General features: G+C 72.2%; 14 protein-coding genes and 2 tRNA genes. 7 read left to right on the top strand and 9 right to left on the bottom strand.

Translation table 11 applies throughout. The features are described 5' to 3' along the window. Positions 1–713: 713 nt before the first annotated feature. Positions 714–941, top strand: a complete 228-nt coding sequence (locus AB0G08_RS26970; protein WP_357881620.1) for a hypothetical protein — start codon at positions 714–716, stop codon at positions 939–941. Between the two features lie 3 nt (positions 942–944). Here AB0G08_RS26970 and AB0G08_RS26975 read toward each other — a convergent pair whose 3' ends face one another. The 6 genes from AB0G08_RS26975 to AB0G08_RS27000 all read right to left on the bottom strand — a co-directional run bounded on the left by AB0G08_RS26975 (position 945) and on the right by AB0G08_RS27000 (position 6,453). Further along, positions 945–1,742 carry a carbon-nitrogen hydrolase family protein gene (locus AB0G08_RS26975; RefSeq protein ID WP_358092757.1) on the bottom strand — a complete coding sequence of 266 codons (798 nt, stop codon included), beginning with the start codon at positions 1,740–1,742 and terminating at the stop codon, positions 945–947. Between the two features lie 157 nt (positions 1,743–1,899). Further along, positions 1,900–3,195 (bottom strand): ATP-dependent Clp protease ATP-binding subunit ClpX, encoded by a 1,296-nt coding sequence (gene clpX, locus AB0G08_RS26980; RefSeq protein WP_357881626.1) that lies wholly within the window; start codon positions 3,193–3,195, stop codon positions 1,900–1,902. Between the two features lie 217 nt (positions 3,196–3,412). Further along, entirely contained in the window at positions 3,413–4,075 is a 663-nt protein-coding gene (locus tag AB0G08_RS26985; RefSeq protein WP_121399379.1) for an ATP-dependent Clp protease proteolytic subunit, read from the bottom strand. 10 nt (positions 4,076–4,085) lie between these two features. After that, positions 4,086–4,727: an ATP-dependent Clp protease proteolytic subunit gene (locus tag AB0G08_RS26990; RefSeq protein ID WP_091628855.1), complete on the bottom strand. Its 642-nt coding sequence runs from the start codon at positions 4,725–4,727 to the stop codon at positions 4,086–4,088. Between the two features lie 169 nt (positions 4,728–4,896). After that, positions 4,897–6,243: a trigger factor gene (gene tig, locus AB0G08_RS26995; protein ID WP_357881630.1), complete on the bottom strand. Its 1,347-nt coding sequence runs from the start codon at positions 6,241–6,243 to the stop codon at positions 4,897–4,899. A gap of 136 nt (positions 6,244–6,379) precedes the next feature. After that, positions 6,380–6,453, bottom strand: a tRNA-Pro gene (locus AB0G08_RS27000). A 201-nt stretch (positions 6,454–6,654) separates the two neighbouring features. Here AB0G08_RS27000 and AB0G08_RS27005 point away from each other — a divergent pair. Further along, positions 6,655–6,725, top strand: a tRNA-Gly gene (locus AB0G08_RS27005). A gap of 151 nt (positions 6,726–6,876) precedes the next feature. Here the strand turns inward: AB0G08_RS27005 and AB0G08_RS27010 are convergent. After that, positions 6,877–7,482 carry a DUF4240 domain-containing protein gene (locus tag AB0G08_RS27010; protein ID WP_358092760.1) on the bottom strand — a complete coding sequence of 202 codons (606 nt, stop codon included), beginning with the start codon at positions 7,480–7,482 and terminating at the stop codon, positions 6,877–6,879. A gap of 221 nt (positions 7,483–7,703) precedes the next feature. Then, positions 7,704–8,129, bottom strand: coding sequence for a nucleoside deaminase (locus AB0G08_RS27015; protein ID WP_358092763.1), 426 nt, complete (start codon positions 8,127–8,129; stop codon positions 7,704–7,706). Positions 8,130–8,300: 171 nt separating this feature from the next. Here AB0G08_RS27015 and AB0G08_RS27020 point away from each other — a divergent pair, with 171 nt between their 5' ends. Beyond that, positions 8,301–8,474 carry a hypothetical protein gene (locus tag AB0G08_RS27020; RefSeq protein ID WP_358092766.1) on the top strand — a complete coding sequence of 58 codons (174 nt, stop codon included), beginning with the start codon at positions 8,301–8,303 and terminating at the stop codon, positions 8,472–8,474. 112 nt (positions 8,475–8,586) lie between these two features. Then, complete coding sequence (locus AB0G08_RS27025; RefSeq protein WP_358092769.1) at positions 8,587–9,006, top strand: ASCH domain-containing protein; 420 nt, start codon at positions 8,587–8,589, stop codon at positions 9,004–9,006. Between the two features lie 69 nt (positions 9,007–9,075). Here AB0G08_RS27025 and AB0G08_RS27030 read toward each other — a convergent pair whose 3' ends face one another. Continuing rightward, complete coding sequence (locus AB0G08_RS27030; protein ID WP_358092772.1) at positions 9,076–9,540, bottom strand: carboxymuconolactone decarboxylase family protein; 465 nt, start codon at positions 9,538–9,540, stop codon at positions 9,076–9,078. Positions 9,541–9,686: 146 nt separating this feature from the next. Here AB0G08_RS27030 and AB0G08_RS27035 point away from each other — a divergent pair, with 146 nt between their 5' ends. The 3 genes from AB0G08_RS27035 to AB0G08_RS27045 all read left to right on the top strand — a co-directional run bounded on the left by AB0G08_RS27035 (position 9,687) and on the right by AB0G08_RS27045 (position 15,192). Next, a complete protein-coding gene (locus AB0G08_RS27035; protein WP_358092775.1) occupies positions 9,687–10,553 on the top strand; it encodes a sigma-70 family RNA polymerase sigma factor in 867 nt (288 codons plus the stop codon). Between the two features lie 105 nt (positions 10,554–10,658). Next, positions 10,659–13,850 (top strand): Hsp70 family protein, encoded by a 3,192-nt coding sequence (locus AB0G08_RS27040; protein WP_358092778.1) that lies wholly within the window; start codon positions 10,659–10,661, stop codon positions 13,848–13,850. Between the two features lie 118 nt (positions 13,851–13,968). Next, positions 13,969–15,192 (top strand): S8 family peptidase, encoded by a 1,224-nt coding sequence (locus tag AB0G08_RS27045; RefSeq protein ID WP_358092781.1) that lies wholly within the window; start codon positions 13,969–13,971, stop codon positions 15,190–15,192. Positions 15,193–15,251 lie beyond the last annotated feature (59 nt).

Consider the following 15,251-nt stretch of genomic DNA (forward strand, 5'->3'; position numbering starts at 1 on the left):
TCCTGAGCCAGGATCAAACTCTCCAACAAAAACTTGTTGAAAAACTGTCCCGACAACAAAAAGTGTTGCCAAAGGAATCCAAGACCAACAAACCACCGAAACGGTCTGCCAGCCAAGGGGTATAAATCAATTTGGCACTGGCTTATCAAGCACCCTGTTGAGTTCTCAAAGAACAACCACACACCACTCGAGCGTCCCACATCGTGGGAACCCGCTTGGGGCAACTCCTCTACCTTACTTGGTTCGCTTCCCGCCGTCAACCTCGTGTCCGAGGTGATAAAGGATGCGTTCCGGGGTCCACGATGACGCACGCCGTATCACGGCGGTCGTTGCTGTCGTGGGAAGCCGCAGACCAGCCGATCGCCACTCTGTGGCCATCCGCCCGGCTCCTGCCGGCTTTCGCACTCTACCCGGTCGGTCTCGCGATCGCAACCCCGTCTTGGAGTGTCCTCGCACCGCCCGGATCCTCAGCCTCGCTCGGCGTCTCCGCCACGAGCCTGGTGCCCTTGTCGGCCGGTTTGTCCGGCCTTCCGCGTGCAGAGAGAAAGTTACGCCGCCCGCCCGCGGAAGGCAAATCGGCGTCCGTCACTGTCGGCAGTGCGACGGCCGCCGGCGTTCACGACCCGGTGCCGGGGCGGCGGGCGACGGCGGTCGCGCATTCGTGATGACCGCGCGGGGTCCGGAGGCGCCCCCGGCGTGCCAGAGTGTCTGTCATGGCTGACCTCCCGCGCACCCGGGTGACCGTGCTCGCCGAGGACGCGCTGCTCGGACTCCTGCTGCCGTTCTGGCAGCTGGTCATCGGCGCCTTCGTGGTCTTCGTCGTCCTGGTCTCGGTCGCTCGGCTGGCCCGCCGGGGTCGGTCCCGGATGACGACGGCACTCCTGGTCACGGCCGCCGCGATCGCCGGCTTCGCCGTGGTGGGCGTACTCCTGCAGGGGTGAGCGTCAGAGGCGGCGGTTGGCCAGGCTCGGCAACTCGGCGCGGATGGTCCGCAGCCGGTCAAGGTCGAGATCGGCGACGGCGAGGCCCGGACCGTCGGGCACCTGGGTGAGCACCGTCCCCCACGGGTCGATCACCATGCTGCGCCCGTAACAGGTCCGGCTCGGCTCGTGGTCGCCGATCTGCCCCGCCGCGGCGACGAAGCACTGGTTCTCGATCGCCCGCGCGCGCAGCAGCACCTCCCAGTGGTCCCGCCCCGTGTGGACCATGAAGGCCGCAGGCACCACGAGCAGCTGGGCGCCGCCCTCGATCACGAGCTGCCGGTACAACTCGGGGAACCTGAGGTCGTAGCAGATCGACAGGCCGACGCGAAGGCCCTCGACGTCGACGACCACCGGCTGGTCGCCCGGCGCCACGGTGGCCGACTCGAGGTAGGAGACCCGGCCGGGGATCTCCACGTCGTACAGGTGGATCTTCCGGTAGCTGGCGGCGAGCGTGCCGGAGCGGTCGAAGACCAGGGAGGTGTTCCAGGTGCGGTCCGGATCCGGCCCGCGCTCGTGGATCGACCCGGCGATCAACCAGATGCCCAGCCGCCGGGCGCGGTCGGCGAAGAACCGGCCCACCTCGCCGTCGACCGGCTCCGGTTCGGGGAGCCCAACGGCGGGGCCGAGGTAGTCGACGAACTCCGGCAGGAGCGCGAGGTCCGCGCCGGCCGCCGCCGCGCGTTCCAGCACGGCCTCCGCGGCCGCGAGGTTCGCCTTACGGTCGTCCCGGGAGTTGAGCTGGCAGACGGCGACGCGCATGAGGATCAGCGTACGACCGGAAGGCGCGCGGCGACAGCGTCGAAAGGTGTCGGCGGGGCCCTCGGGTCACGGCTGGTCGAGCCCTACGGCGCCGGCTGGGCCGGACGCGGACACGAAGCCGCGCCCGACCGGAGCGGACGGGCGCGGCGACGGTGGATCAGGCCGACTTCTCCTCGCGGTCCCGCCGGGCACGCCGGCCGGTGAACTCGCGCGGCACGATCGTCGGGTTGACGTTCTCGAGCACCACCTCGCGGGTGATCAGCACCCGGGCGGCGTCGGGGTTGCTCGGCACCTCGTACATCACGGAGAGCAGGACCTCTTCCATGATCGCCCGCAGGCCGCGGGCGCCGGTGCCGCGCAGCATCGCCTGGTCGGCGATCGCCTCCAGGGCCGGCGGCTCGAACTCCAGCTCGACGCCGTCGAGCTCGAAGAGGCGCTGGTACTGCCGGACCAGGGCGTTGCGCGGCTCGGTGAGGATGCGCACCAGGGCGGTGCGGTCGAGGCTGCGCACGTTGGTGATCACCGGGAGCCGGCCGATGAACTCGGGGATCAGCCCGAACTTCAGCATGTCCTCCGGCATGACCTGGCTGAAGATGTCGTCGGTCGACCGGTCGGAGACCGACCGCAGCCGGGCCCCGAAGCCGGTGCCGCCGTGCCCGGTGCGGGCCTCGATGATCTGGTCGAGCCCGGCGAAGGCGCCACCGCAGATGAACAGCACGTTGGTGGTGTCGATCTGGATGAACTCCTGGTGGGGGTGCTTGCGCCCGCCCTGCGGCGGCACGTTGGCCACCGTGCCTTCCAGCATCTTGAGCAGCGCCTGCTGGACGCCCTCGCCGGAGACGTCCCGCGTGATCGACGGGTTCTCCGACTTACGGGCGATCTTGTCGACCTCGTCGATGTAGATGATGCCGGTCTCGGCGCGCTTGATGTCGTAGTCGGCGGCCTGGATCAGCTTGAGGAGGATGTTCTCCACGTCCTCGCCGACGTAGCCGGCCTCCGTGAGCGCGGTGGCGTCGGCGATGGCGAACGGCACGTTCAACATCCGCGCCAGGGTCTGCGCCAGGTGGGTCTTGCCGCACCCCGTCGGGCCGAGCAGCAGGATGTTGGACTTGGCCAGCTCGACGGCGTCACTGCCGGAGCCCGGCGCCCCGGCCGCCTCGGCCTGGATCCGCTTGTAGTGGTTGTAGACCGCGACGGCGAGCGCCTTCTTGGCTTGGTCCTGCCCGACGACGTAGGTGTCGAGGAACTGGCAGATCTCCATCGGCTTGGGAAGCTCTTCCCACTTCACCTCGCCGGACTCGGCCAGCTCCTCTTCGATGATCTCGTTGCAGAGATCGATGCACTCGTCGCAGATGTAGACCCCAGGGCCTGCGATGAGCTTCTTGACCTGCTTCTGCGACTTACCGCAGAACGAGCATTTCAGTAGGTCGCCGCCGTCACCGATCCGTGCCACCTACGTTCTCCCTGCACTCGTCGACCGGAGACCCGGCCCTCGCCTGCGGACGTGGAAGCGTCCGCCTCGTTCACCCCGCTCGTTCACCCCGCCGGAGGACCGGTGGAGCGGCACAGACCCGACGTTACCCGCTGGCGGAGGTTTCTCCGACCCCCAAAACGGGTGTGTCAGACGGTCGGCCGGGAGCGGACTCCCGGCCGACCGCGACCCGAGCTGTTCAGCTGGCGGCGTTGGCCGCCAGCAGGCCCTTCTTGCGGCTGGTGAGGATGGTGTCCACCAGCCCGTACTCCTTGGACTCCTCGGCCGTCATGATCTTGTCACGGTCGATGTCCTTGCGGACCTTCTCGATCGGCTGGTTGCAGTGCCGCGAGAGCATCTCCTCGAGCTGCGTGCGCATCCGCAGGATCTCCCGGGCCTGGATCTCGATGTCCGAGCCCTGCCCGTAGCCGCCCTCGGTGGCCGGCTGGTGGATGATGATCCGCGAGTTCGGCAGCGCCATCCGCTTGCCCGGGGTGCCGGCGGCCAGCAGCACGGCCGCGGCGCTCGCGGCCTGGCCGAGGCAGACCGTCGAGATGTCCGGCCGGACGTACTGCATGGTGTCGTAGATCGCCGTCATGGCGGTGAAGGAACCACCGGGCGAGTTGATGTACATGATGATGTCGCGGTCCGGGTCGGTGCCCTCGAGCGTCAGCAGCTGCGCCATCACGTCGTTGGCCGACGCGTCGTCGACCTGGACGCCGAGGAAGATGATCCGGTCCTCGAAGAGCTTGTTGTAGGGGTTGGACTCCTTCACCCCGTACGACGTGCGCTCGACGAACGACGGCAGGACGTAGCGGTTGTGCACGGCCGCGAACTGGGGCGGCAGGCTCAGGTCGGTCATCGTCAGCTCCTCAGCTCAGGGTCCCGGCGCCATCCGGAACCTGAGCGGCCCCGATGATCACCTTGTCGATGAAGCCGTAGTCCAGGGCCTCCTGGGCGGTGAACCAGCGGTCGCGGTCGGAATCCGCCTCGATCTGCGCCTGGCTCTGGCCGGTGTGGTGCGCGACCCGCTCCTGGAACATCCGCTTGGTGTAGAGCATCTGCTCCGCCTGGATGGCGATGTCGGACGCGGTGCCGCCGAGACCGCCGGAGGGCTGGTGCATCATGATCCGCGCGTGCGGCAGGGCGTAGCGCTTGCCCTTGGTGCCGGCGCAGAGCAGCAGCTGACCCATCGACGCCGCCATGCCCATCGCCACGGTCGAGACGTCGTTGTCGATGAACTGCATGGTGTCGTAGATCGCCATGCCGGAGTAGACCGAACCGCCCGGCGAGTTGATCCAGAGGTTGATGTCGCGGTCCGGGTCCTCCGCGGCGAGCAGCAGGAGCTGCGCGCAGATGCGGTTGGCGACCTGGTCGGTCACCTCGCTGCCCAGGAAGATGATGCGTTCCTTGAGCAACCGGTTGTAGACCGAGTCGTCGAGGTTGCCAATGGTGTCGCCACCGCGGGCATCGATCGCCCGGAGCGGCTTCGCTTGGATGTGCATGTCGGTCATGGCAGCCCTTCGCTCTCCGTACCGTCCTACCCGACACTAACCGCTCAGCCGGATGGCAGAGCGCCGGTCCGGGCAGTGTTCGCTATCAGCGCAGCACCGCCGGGGCGTACCCGAAAAGGGAATCGGCCGCCGTCCACCGCAGGCGGCGGACGGCGGCCTCCCCGCACGATCAGTGCTCGTGGTTGTGCTCGGCCTCGCTCTCGGCGCGCAGCGCGTCGAGGGTGACCTCGTTGCCCGCCGAGTCCTTGATCTTGATGCGCTCCATGACCGAGGCCAGGGCCTTGCCCCGCCGCACGTCACCGAAGACGGCACCGGCCGCGCCCGAGCGGACCAGCTGGTCGTAGTACTGCTGCGGAGCCATCCCGGCGCGCTGGGCCCGGTGCACGATCTCGTGGCCGAACTCGTCGTCGGAGACCTGCACGTCCTCGGCGTCGGCGAGGGTGTCCAGCAGCAGCTGGACCTTGACGCCCTCGGTCGCCGCCTCGGTCAGCTCGGCGTCGATCTGCTCCTCGGTCTTCTCCTCGGCCGCGAGGTACTCCTCCAGGGAGGCGCCGATCCGCTCGAGCTGGTCGACCATGGCCTGCTTGCGGTTCTCGACCTCCTCGCGGATGACGCCCTCCGGCGCCGGCACCTCGGCGGCGGCCACCATCTGCTCCAGCGCCTTGTCGCGGGCGGCGTAGATCTGCTCGACCCGCTTGCCCCGGGTGACCCGCTCGCGCAGGTCGCCGCGCAGCTCCTCGATGGTGTCGAACTCGCTCGCCATCTGGGCGAACTCGTCGTTGAGCTCCGGCAGCTCCTTCTCCTTGACCGTGCGGACGGTCACCGCCACCTCGGCGTCGCGGCCGGCGAAGTCGCCGCCGACGAGCTGGGTGGTGAAGCTGGTGCTCTCGCCGGCGGCCAGGCCGACGACGGCCTCGTCCAGGCCCGGGAGGAGCTGCTTGCTGCCGACCTCGTGGGAGATGTTGCTGGCGGAGCCGCCCGGCACGTCCTCGCCGTCGACGGTCGCGTTCAGGTCGATCTGGACGTAGTCGCCCTCCTGGGCGGCCCGCTCGACGGTCTTGAGGGTGGCGAACCGCTCGCGCAGGTTCTTCACCTGCTCGTCGATCTCGCTGTCGTCGATCTGGAGCTCGTCGACGGTCACCTCGATGGTGGCCGGGTCCGGCAGGGTGATCTCCGGGCGGACGTCGACCTCGGCGGTGAAGTTCAGCGAGTCACCGTCGTTGAACTCGGTGATCTCGACCTCGGGGCGGCCGAGCGTCTTCAGGTCGTGCTCACGGACGGCGGCGAGGATGTTCTGCGGGATGGCCTCCTGCACCGCCTCGTTGAGGACGGTGCCCCGGCCGACCCGCTGGTCGATCACGGCTGCCGGAACCTTGCCCTTGCGGAAGCCGGGCACCTGGACCTGCTGGCCGATCTCCCGGTACGCCTTCCTGAGGCTCGGCTCGAGCTCGACGAACGGCACCTCGATGGCGAGCCGCACGCGCGTCGGGCTCAGAGTCTCGACGGTGCTCTTCACAGGCGTACTCCTTGACGGATCTCGGTTTTAGTCTGGGCGTGATAAGCCCATCGAGTGTAGGCGAGCCGGCCGGACGCACCGGCAGCGGCCGGGGACCGCGCGAAGGGCGACCCCGGCGACCGGCCGCGGACGACAGTCGGGGTGGCGGGATTTGAACCCACGGCCCCTCGCTCCCAAAGCGAGTGCGCTACCAAGCTGCGCCACACCCCGTGGCGACGAGCAGTCTATGCCGTCGCGACCCGCCGGACGTGCCGGGGCGTCCCTCAACGCGCCGAAGGGGGACCAACCGGACATCCGGCCCCTCCGGCCCCGGGCCGCCGCGCCCACCGCGCGCCGCTGCGGGGACGCGGCTGAGCGGGCCGCGCGGGTCATTGGGTACGCTGTCGGCGCGCCCAGAACATCCGGGCGTACGCGGGCGTAGCTCAATGGCAGAGCTTCAGTCTTCCAAACTGACGGTGCGGGTTCGATTCCCGTCGCCCGCTCCGCGATGGTGGCCCAGGTCAGGAGCGATTCCCGACCCGGGCCACAGCCATGTCTATCGCCTGTCCCTGTGGGGCGTGCCCGCCACGTGCCCGGTCCCGTTCCTCGGCGTGGAAGGATCGGTGCCGCTCCAGGTGGCGCAGGGCCTCGGGACTACCTGCGCGTGAACCGATGGGCGAGGAACAGCGCGGCGAGTTCGGGCAGCCGCCTTCGCCACTCGTCTTCGTCGCGAAGGTCCCAGCGCTCCTCGTCGCTACGCCTCGGGGCGCGGGTCGGTCGAGCCGTGTCCACCTCGGCGGCGTCCCAGAAGGCGTCGGGGTCGCCAGTGCGCCGCTCGTACGCCTCCGGCGCGGCGAACAGCAACGCCTCGTCGCCGATCCAGAGGTTGTGCCCGTGTGACGCGCTGACCTCCTGCACCGCGGGGTGCCCAGCGAGCGTGTCAGGTTCGGTGAGGACGGCCTCGAACGCGCCTCGGCCGAGGCCGATGAGTCCCGCACGGAAGTCCGAGAACCGGTCGTCGGAGAGGAACCCGTGCTCGATGATCCAGCACGCTGCGACGATGTCCCCTGTGTCGGCCAGGGCGCACAGGTCGCCGAGCGTCTGGTCGAACGCCACGATCTCAGGCAGCGGTAGGCGTGTCAGCTCCACCACCAGCGCCTCAGCCACCGCGCTCGGCCCGCCCTGCCTTGCTCGATCCGCCGCTGGACCGGCTGACTCCCGTGCCCGTTCCACGATATGCCAGAACCGATCTACGTCCACGACCGATAGTCTCCACGACCCCGGATCTCTTCAGGACCAAGGCGCCGACCAGGCGCCGGCGCAGGCCCGCCCGCGCTCGGAACTGCTGGCGGCCCCGGCCGGCGCGCTCAGGCCCGGACGGTCACTAGCATGAAGTCGGCCGTAGTCGAGGGCGGCGAGCCGTACGACGCCGGACAGCCGCGCCGACCCGCCGCCAGCACACCTGAAACTTACCTACCAGCCTAGTAATGGTTCTCGATCGGCTGGCGCGCCTCGTCGAAGAGCGCCGGTCCCTCGTACCGCACCGGGGGTGGCGGCGGGGTGGCCGGCTTGACCTCCTGGAACTGCTCGCTGGACAGGGCGTACACCACCCGGCCGAGGCCGGACTGGTTGATCGCGGCCGCGCACATCGGGCAGGGCTGGCAACTGGTGAACATGGTGGTGCCGGCGGCCACGTCGGGGGCGAGTTCCCGGGCGGCCCAGCGGGCCAGCTTCAGTTCCGGGTGGGCGGTGATGTCCGAGTCGGAGACCACGGTGTTGTGATCCTCGATCAGGACGGTGCCGTCCGCGCCGACCAGCAACGAGGCGAACGGCCGTTCGCCGGACGCCCCGGCCTGGTTGGCGAGTTCCACGGCGTGCCGGAGAAATCTCTCGTCGTCGGGTGTCATCGGTCCTCCTGGGATTTGTGGTACGCGGCCACGGCCGCAATTGTCCGCCAGGCGCGGTCCGGGCTGGCGGATCTCCGCCCGGATGGCAGGGGCGGATGAGTGAGGCCGCCCCGTCGCACGATTGGAGAGCGCCGTAGACCACAGACTGGGAGGACGGGCATGGAGGAGCGAGTGACAGCCGAGCGTCTGACGCTGGTGAGCACCGTCGGCCGGTGGTTCCACCTGGACCGGCCCGTGCTGATCGAACGCGGGCAGTCCTACTGGGTCGATCGTGCCACCAGCGAGTTGTGCGTCGATCGGGGAGACGGCCGGATCACCCGGGCCGCCGGTTGGCTGTGCCGCTGAGTCGCGTCGGCTGAGGGAATGCCACCCGGTCACGGCAGCACGTGGGTGTCGGGACTCGCTCCAGCACCGCCGCGAGGCACGCACCGGCGGCCGGCGCGCGTACCCTTTCGGGGTGGAACTTGATGATCTTCCGACGGCGGAGTTCGCCTTCCCGGGGCCGCTGCGGGACAGTCTGGTGGCCGCGATCCTGTCGGGCGCGAAGACCTCGACGTCCAGCCTCGTGCTCGGCTACGAGCGCGCGGGCGAGGCGATGCCCGAGGTGGGTCAACGCTCGGCGGTCATCGACTCGGCGGGCCGGCGGGTGGCGGTGATCGAGGTGACCGACGTACGGGTGGTGCGGCTCGGCGACGTCGACCTGCGCCACGCTCTCGACGAGGGCGAGGGGTACGAGTCGGTGGCGCAGTGGCGGGCCGGGCACGAGACGTTCTGGCACAGCGCGGAGGTGCGCGCGGAGCTGGGCGACCCCGGCTTCACCGTCGACGACGACACCCCGGTGCTGGTCGAGCGCTTCCGGCTAGTGCACACCGTCTGAACGCCCTTCCGGTACGCGACGACCGGGCGCGCGGCGGGGCCGCCGCCGCACGCCCGGGTCGTACGCCGCTCAGCCCCAGTTCTGCGGGGCGGGCTGGCGGGTGGTGGCGTTCAACCGGTTGAAGAAGTTGGTGGTGGCGAGCCAGAGCACCAGCGCGGCCAGTTCCTTCTCCTCGAAGTGTCGGGCGGCCTCGTCCCACACCTCGTCGGGCACGGGGTCGGCCCGGTCGGCGAGCCGGGTGGCGGCCTCGGCGAGCGCGAGCGCGGCCCGCTCCGCGTCGGTGAAGTACGGCGTCTCCCGCCAGACGGCCACCGCGAACAGCCGCTCCTCGGTCTCCCCGGCCTTGCGGGCGTTGCGGGCACCGGAGTCGACGCACGCGCTGCACCCGTTGATCTGGCTGGCCCGCAGGTGGACCAGCTCCAGGGTGCTCCCGGGGACGCCGGCCGAGTGGGCCGCCTTGTAGAGCAGGTTGATCGCCTTCGCCGCGTCGGGGAGCAGCGTCGCGGGGTTCTGCATACGGGCCTGCACGGACATCTCGCACCGTCCTTCCTGTTACGCTGCCGGCCTTCGCCGTCGCAGCGCTCCTGGTTCCTCACCCTGCTGTCGACAGCCGGAGGGGCGACGTGACAGATGTGACCCGGGCCACACCAGGACGGGATATCCGCCGGGGTGGCGATGCCGTGAGCGACACCGACCTGCTCGCCGAGCGCTTCGAGGAGCAGCGTCCCCGGCTGCGCTCCGTGGCCCAGCGGATGCTCGGCTCCGGGGCCGAGGCCGACGACGCGGTCCAGGACACCTGGCTGCGGCTCAGCCGCGCCGACGCCGACGGCATCGACAACCTGCCGGGCTGGCTCACCACCACCGTCGGGCGGGTCTGCCTCGATCGGCTGGGATCGAGCGCCGCGCGGCACGAGCGGCCCGCCGACGTGGCCGCCGACGAGTCGACCACGTCGGGAGCGGGCGAGGTCGACCCCGAGCGGGAGGCGATGCTCGCGGAATCGGTCGGGCGCGCGCTGGACGTGGTGCTACGGACCCTCGGCCCCACCGAACGGCTCGTGTTCGTGCTGCACGACATGTTCGCCGTCTCCTTCGACGAACTCGCGCCCGTCGTCGACCGCAGCCCGGCCGCCGTACGGCAGATCGCCAGCCGGGCCCGCCGGCGCGTGCAGGCCGGGTCGCCGACGCCGGAGACCGACCGGGCCCGGCAGCGCGGGGTCGTCCAGGCGTTCCTCGCCGCGTCCCGCGAGGGGCGCTTCGACGACCTGCTCACCCTGCTCGACCCGCACGTCGTGCTGCGCTCCGACGCCACGGCCGTCGGGATGGGCGGGGTCGGCGAGGCGCGCGGCTCGGCCACGGTGGCCGACTTCTTCTCCGGCAAGGCGCAGGGGGCCGTGCCGGCGTTCGTCGACGGCGCGCCGGGAGCGGTGGTCGTCGTCGACGGCCGTACCCGCCTGGTGCTCAGCTTCGTGGTCACCGACCGGATCATCGGCATCGAGGTGGTCGCCGACCCCGACCAGGTCGCCGGGCTGGACCTGGTCGTGGACTGACGGCCCGTACCGCTGAGTCGCACGTCAGGGCGGGATCGGCGCCGGCGCGGTCGCTGCGTACGATGCGGGGCCGGGCATCCCCTCGTCCCGCGGAGGTAACGGCAGATGGCAGGCCAGCACGAGGGGTACGCCCTCGGCGTCGACCTCGGCACGTCCCACACCGTCGCCGTGCTGCGCCGGCCCGACGGGCACACCCGCCCGCTGCTCGTGGACGGGCAGCCGATCATCCCCTCCGGGGTGTACGCCGACGCGGACGGGCTGCTGCACGCCGGGCGGGACGCCCAGCGGCTGGCCCGGACCGATCCCGGCCGGTACGAGCCGAACCCGAAGCGGCGCATCGACGAGCCCGCGGTCATGTTGGGTGATCGCCGGTATCCGCCGGCCGAGCTGCTGGCCGCGACGCTGCACGCGGTGGCCCGGGCGGCCGTCGAGGCGGTCGGCTTCCTGCCTCCGGCGGTGCTCACCTGCCCGGCGACCTGGGACGCTGCCCGCCGCCAGGTGCTGGCCGACGCCCTGGCGGCGGCCGGCTGGCCGTCGGCGGCCGAGCACACGCTCTCCGGTCCCACCCCGCCGGGCACCCGGCTGCTGCGGGAGCCGGTGGCCGCCGCCCGCTACTACACGCAGGTGCTGCGCCGCCCGGTGCCGGTGGGGGGGACGATCGCGGTCTTCGACTTCGGCGCCGGGACGCTGGACGTCGCGGTGCTGCGCAACGAGGGCGCCGATCCGTGGGGCGACTCCGGGTTCACGGTCGTCACGGCGGGAGGCGCCGACGACCTCGGCGGCCTGGACGTGGACGCGGCCCTGCTGGGTCGGCTCGCCGAGCTGGTCGCCGAGGCGCACCCGGCCCGGTGGGAGCGGCTGAGCCGCCCGGAGTCCGCGACGCAGTGGCGCGAGCGGCACGAACTCTGGGAGAACGTGCGGGGCGCGAAGGAGATGCTGTCGCGGGTGACGGCCGCGCCGGTGGCCGTGCCGGGGGTGGAGGCGGCGGTCACGCTCACCCGGGCCGACCTGGAACGGGTGGCCGCGCCGCTGCTCGGCCGGGCGGTGGCGGTGGCCCGGGAGGTGATCGGCGCGGCCGGCCTCGACCCGCAGCAGCTCTCCGGCCTGTTCCTGGTCGGCGGCGCCACCCGGATGCCGATGGTGGCCCGGCTGCTGCACGCCGAGTTGGGCGTCGCCCCGACCGTGCTGGAGCAGCCGGAGTTGCCGGTGGCCGAGGGGGCGCTGACCGACCTGCCCCTGCCCCGGCGGGCCCGGTCCGCCGACGCCTTCGCCGCGCCCGCCGTCGTGCCCGCGCAGCCCGGCGCAGCGCCAGGCCCCGATCCCGCCGCGGCAGCACCGTCCGCTGCACCGGCGTCACCCGCCGCCGCGCCGGCGCAGTCCGGATCCGCCGGCCCGCTGCACGACCCCGCCGCGCCGCAGCACGGCGTCGGCGGAGCGCAGACCGGGTCCCCCGGCCCGGACCTCGCGCCGACCTCCGTGGCCGGCCCGGAGGGCGTCACGCCGGCCCTGCCCGCCGGGCTGACGCCGACCATGGTCGCCGACTCGTCGACCGCCCCGACCGTGCCCGCCGCGCCGTCGCCGGCCACACCGTTCGCCCCACCCGGCGCGGCGGCGGCGGGCCCGGCACCGTTCGCACCACCGAGCGCGGCGGCCGGAGGCCCGGCACCCTTCGCCCCACCCGGCGCGGCGGCGGGAGGCCCGGCGCCCTTCGTGCCGCCGAACGCGGCGGCGGGGAGCCCGGCACCGTTCGCGCCGCCGAGCGTGGCGGCGGGAGGGCCGGCGCCCTTCGCCCCGCCGAGCGCGGCGGCCGGAGGTCCCGCATCCTTCGCGCCACCGGGGGCGTGGCCGGGCGTACCCGTCTCCGGCACGCCGGTGTCGCCACCGCCCGGCGGCGGCCGGAGCGGGCCCGCGCTCCCCCGACGCCGGGCGCTGTGGATCTCGCTCGCCGCCGTGCTCGCGCTCGCCGGCGTGGCGACCGCTGCGGTGCTGTACCTGACGCGGGACCGCTATCCGGCGCTGGAGTTCCGGACCGTCCAGCAACTGCCCAGGGTGCCCGCCGGCACCGAGCGGCCCATGGACATGTTCACCGCGGTCCTCGGCGACCGGGCCTACCTGGGGTATCCGCTCGACGACGGGCGGCTGGAGGTGGTGGCGGTCGAGGCCGGCACCGGCGCGGTGAAGTGGCGGAAGCAGACCGTGGTGTCCTCGGAGCGGTGGAAGCGGATCGTCGCCCTGCCCGGCGCGGTCGCGGTCTTCGCCGACGCCATCGGCGACGACACGCCCCGCGACCTCGTGCTGCTCGACGGCGCCTCCGGCGACCAGCGGTGGCGCCGGTCGATCCTGGGCGACGACGACGTGCTCTTCGGCGACGGCGTCGCGGTGCAGGTGGACCGCACCGGCAAGCGGCTCGTCGGGCTGCGCCTCGGCGACGGCCGCGAGGAGTGGACGCAGCCCAACCCGCGCGACGAGTACGACAACGCCCGGACCAGCGTCCACCCGGTCACCACCGACGAGGCGCTGGGCGGCCCGGCCTTCCTCGACGGCTCCCCGCGCGATCCCTGGCGCGGGGACGTCAGCCGGATCGTGCAGGTGGGCGCGGACCGGTCCGTCCGGCTGATCGACATGGGCAGCGGCCGGGTGGTCCGCAGCCGCGCCGGGGTGGCCGACAACGACGACCTGGTGGTGGCGCACGAGGACCGGCTCTACGTGGCCCGCGACGACGCCGGCTACCAGTTGCTCGCGTACGACCTGACGAGCGACGCCCAGCCGAAGGTGCTCTACACCGCGGAGGACGACAAGCGCAGGCCGAAGGCCCTGGTGCCCTGCGGCGAGCGGCGGGCGTGCCTGCTGGAGGTGACCGGCGGCGACGACGAGACCACCGAGGTCGTGGCGGCGACCGAGGAGAAGATGACCCGCTGGAAGGCGCCGCGGGCGACGCGGCTCGTGCCGCTCGGCGAGCACCTGCTCGCCCGCCGGACCACCCCGGACTCGGCCGGCACGCTGTTCGACCCCGACGGGCGCGCCGTGCTCTCCGAGCGTGGCGGGGTGGCGGTCCGGCTCGACGCGGGCAACCTGCTGCTCCTCGCCGACCCGCCCAGCTCGGTCGAGGACGACCGCAGCGTCGCCGGCCTGTCGGTGGGCTCGGGCGAGGTGGACGAGCTGGGCCAGCTGGAAGACGTCCGCAGCGACACGTGCTCGTGGAACACCAGCGTGATCGCCTGCGGAGCCGGGAAGGAGAGCGGGGACGCCGGGGCGCAGTCCCCGTACGGCTTCGTGCTCTACCGGTTCGCCGAATAGCCGATACCCGACAGCAATTCATATGGATCTATATAGCCGATAACCTCCTCTCAACGGCCAGGCCGCTCCGCGTCACGGTCACGAGCCGGCGCGGAGCCGACAGGAGGAGGACCGGCAGATGACACTTCCCCGTACCCGGCGATGGCGGGCCCGCGCGGTGGGCGTACTCGCCGCCGCCACGGTCGTCGCCGCGATGGGCACCCCCGCGGCGGCCGTCCCGGCCACCGGCGAGATCCTGCACGCCGACGCCGCGAACGCCGTGACCGACGGATACGTCGTGGTGCTCAGGGGCGACGCACTCGGGAACTCCGGCGACCGGCGGGCCGCCGTCACGAAGGCCGCCGACCGGCTGGCCGACCGCTACGGGGCCGCCCTCGGCCACGTCTACGGGCACGCGCTCACCGGATTCGTGGCGCACCTGCCCGAGGGGGCGGCCCGCCGGCTCGCCGCCGACCCGGCCGTGGCGTACGTGGAGCGGGACCGGGTGGTGACCCTCGTCGGGCCGGGCGTGCAGCTCAACCCGCCGTCGTGGGGGCTGGACCGGATCGACCAACGCCATCTCCCGCTCGACGGCCGGTACGCCTACCCGAACACCGCGCACAACGTGCACGCGTACGTCATCGACACCGGCATCCGGCGCACGCACGGCGACTTCGGCGGCCGGGCCGGCGTGGGGGTCGACCTCGTCGACGGCGGCCCGGCCGACGACTGCAACGGCCACGGCACCCACCTGGCCGGCACCATCGGCGGCACCCGGCACGGGGTGGCCAAGGAGGTCCAGTTGCGGCCGGTGCGGGTGCTCGACTGCGCCGGCAGCGGCACCGTCTCCCGGGTGATCGCCGGGGTGGACTGGGTCACCGCGAACGCCGTACGGCCGGCGGTGGCGCTCCTGGCGCTCGGCGGCGGCGCCAGCACGGCGCTGGACGCCGCGGTGAACCGGTCGATCGCCTCCGGGGTGACCTACGCCGTCACGGCGGGCAGCTCGAACACCAACGCCTGCAACTTCTCGCCGGCGCGGGTGGCGGCGGCGCTCACCGTCGCCGGCACCGCCAGCACCGACGCCCGGATGCCGAGCGGCAACTACGGCAGCTGCCTGGACCTGTACGCGCCCGGCGCCAACATCACCTCCACCTGGCACACCGGCGACACGGCGGCGGTCACCATCAGCGGCAGCTCGATGGCCGCCGCCCACGTCGCCGGCTGCGCCGCGCTCGCCCTCTCGGCCAACCCGACCTGGAGCCCCGCGCAGGTGGCCGCGTACCTGGTCGGCAGGGCGACGACCGGGGTGGTCACGGGCGTGGTCAGCGGCACGCCGAACCGCCTGCTCTACTGCGGCCCCTGAGCCGGCACGGGTGTCGGATCCGGGCAACGGCCGCGCGGCCGGGCACCGGATCCGGCACC

The organism is Micromonospora sp. NPDC023644, from assembly GCF_040640115.1.
In the GTDB taxonomy this organism is placed as follows: Bacteria; Actinomycetota; Actinomycetes; order Mycobacteriales; family Micromonosporaceae; genus Micromonospora.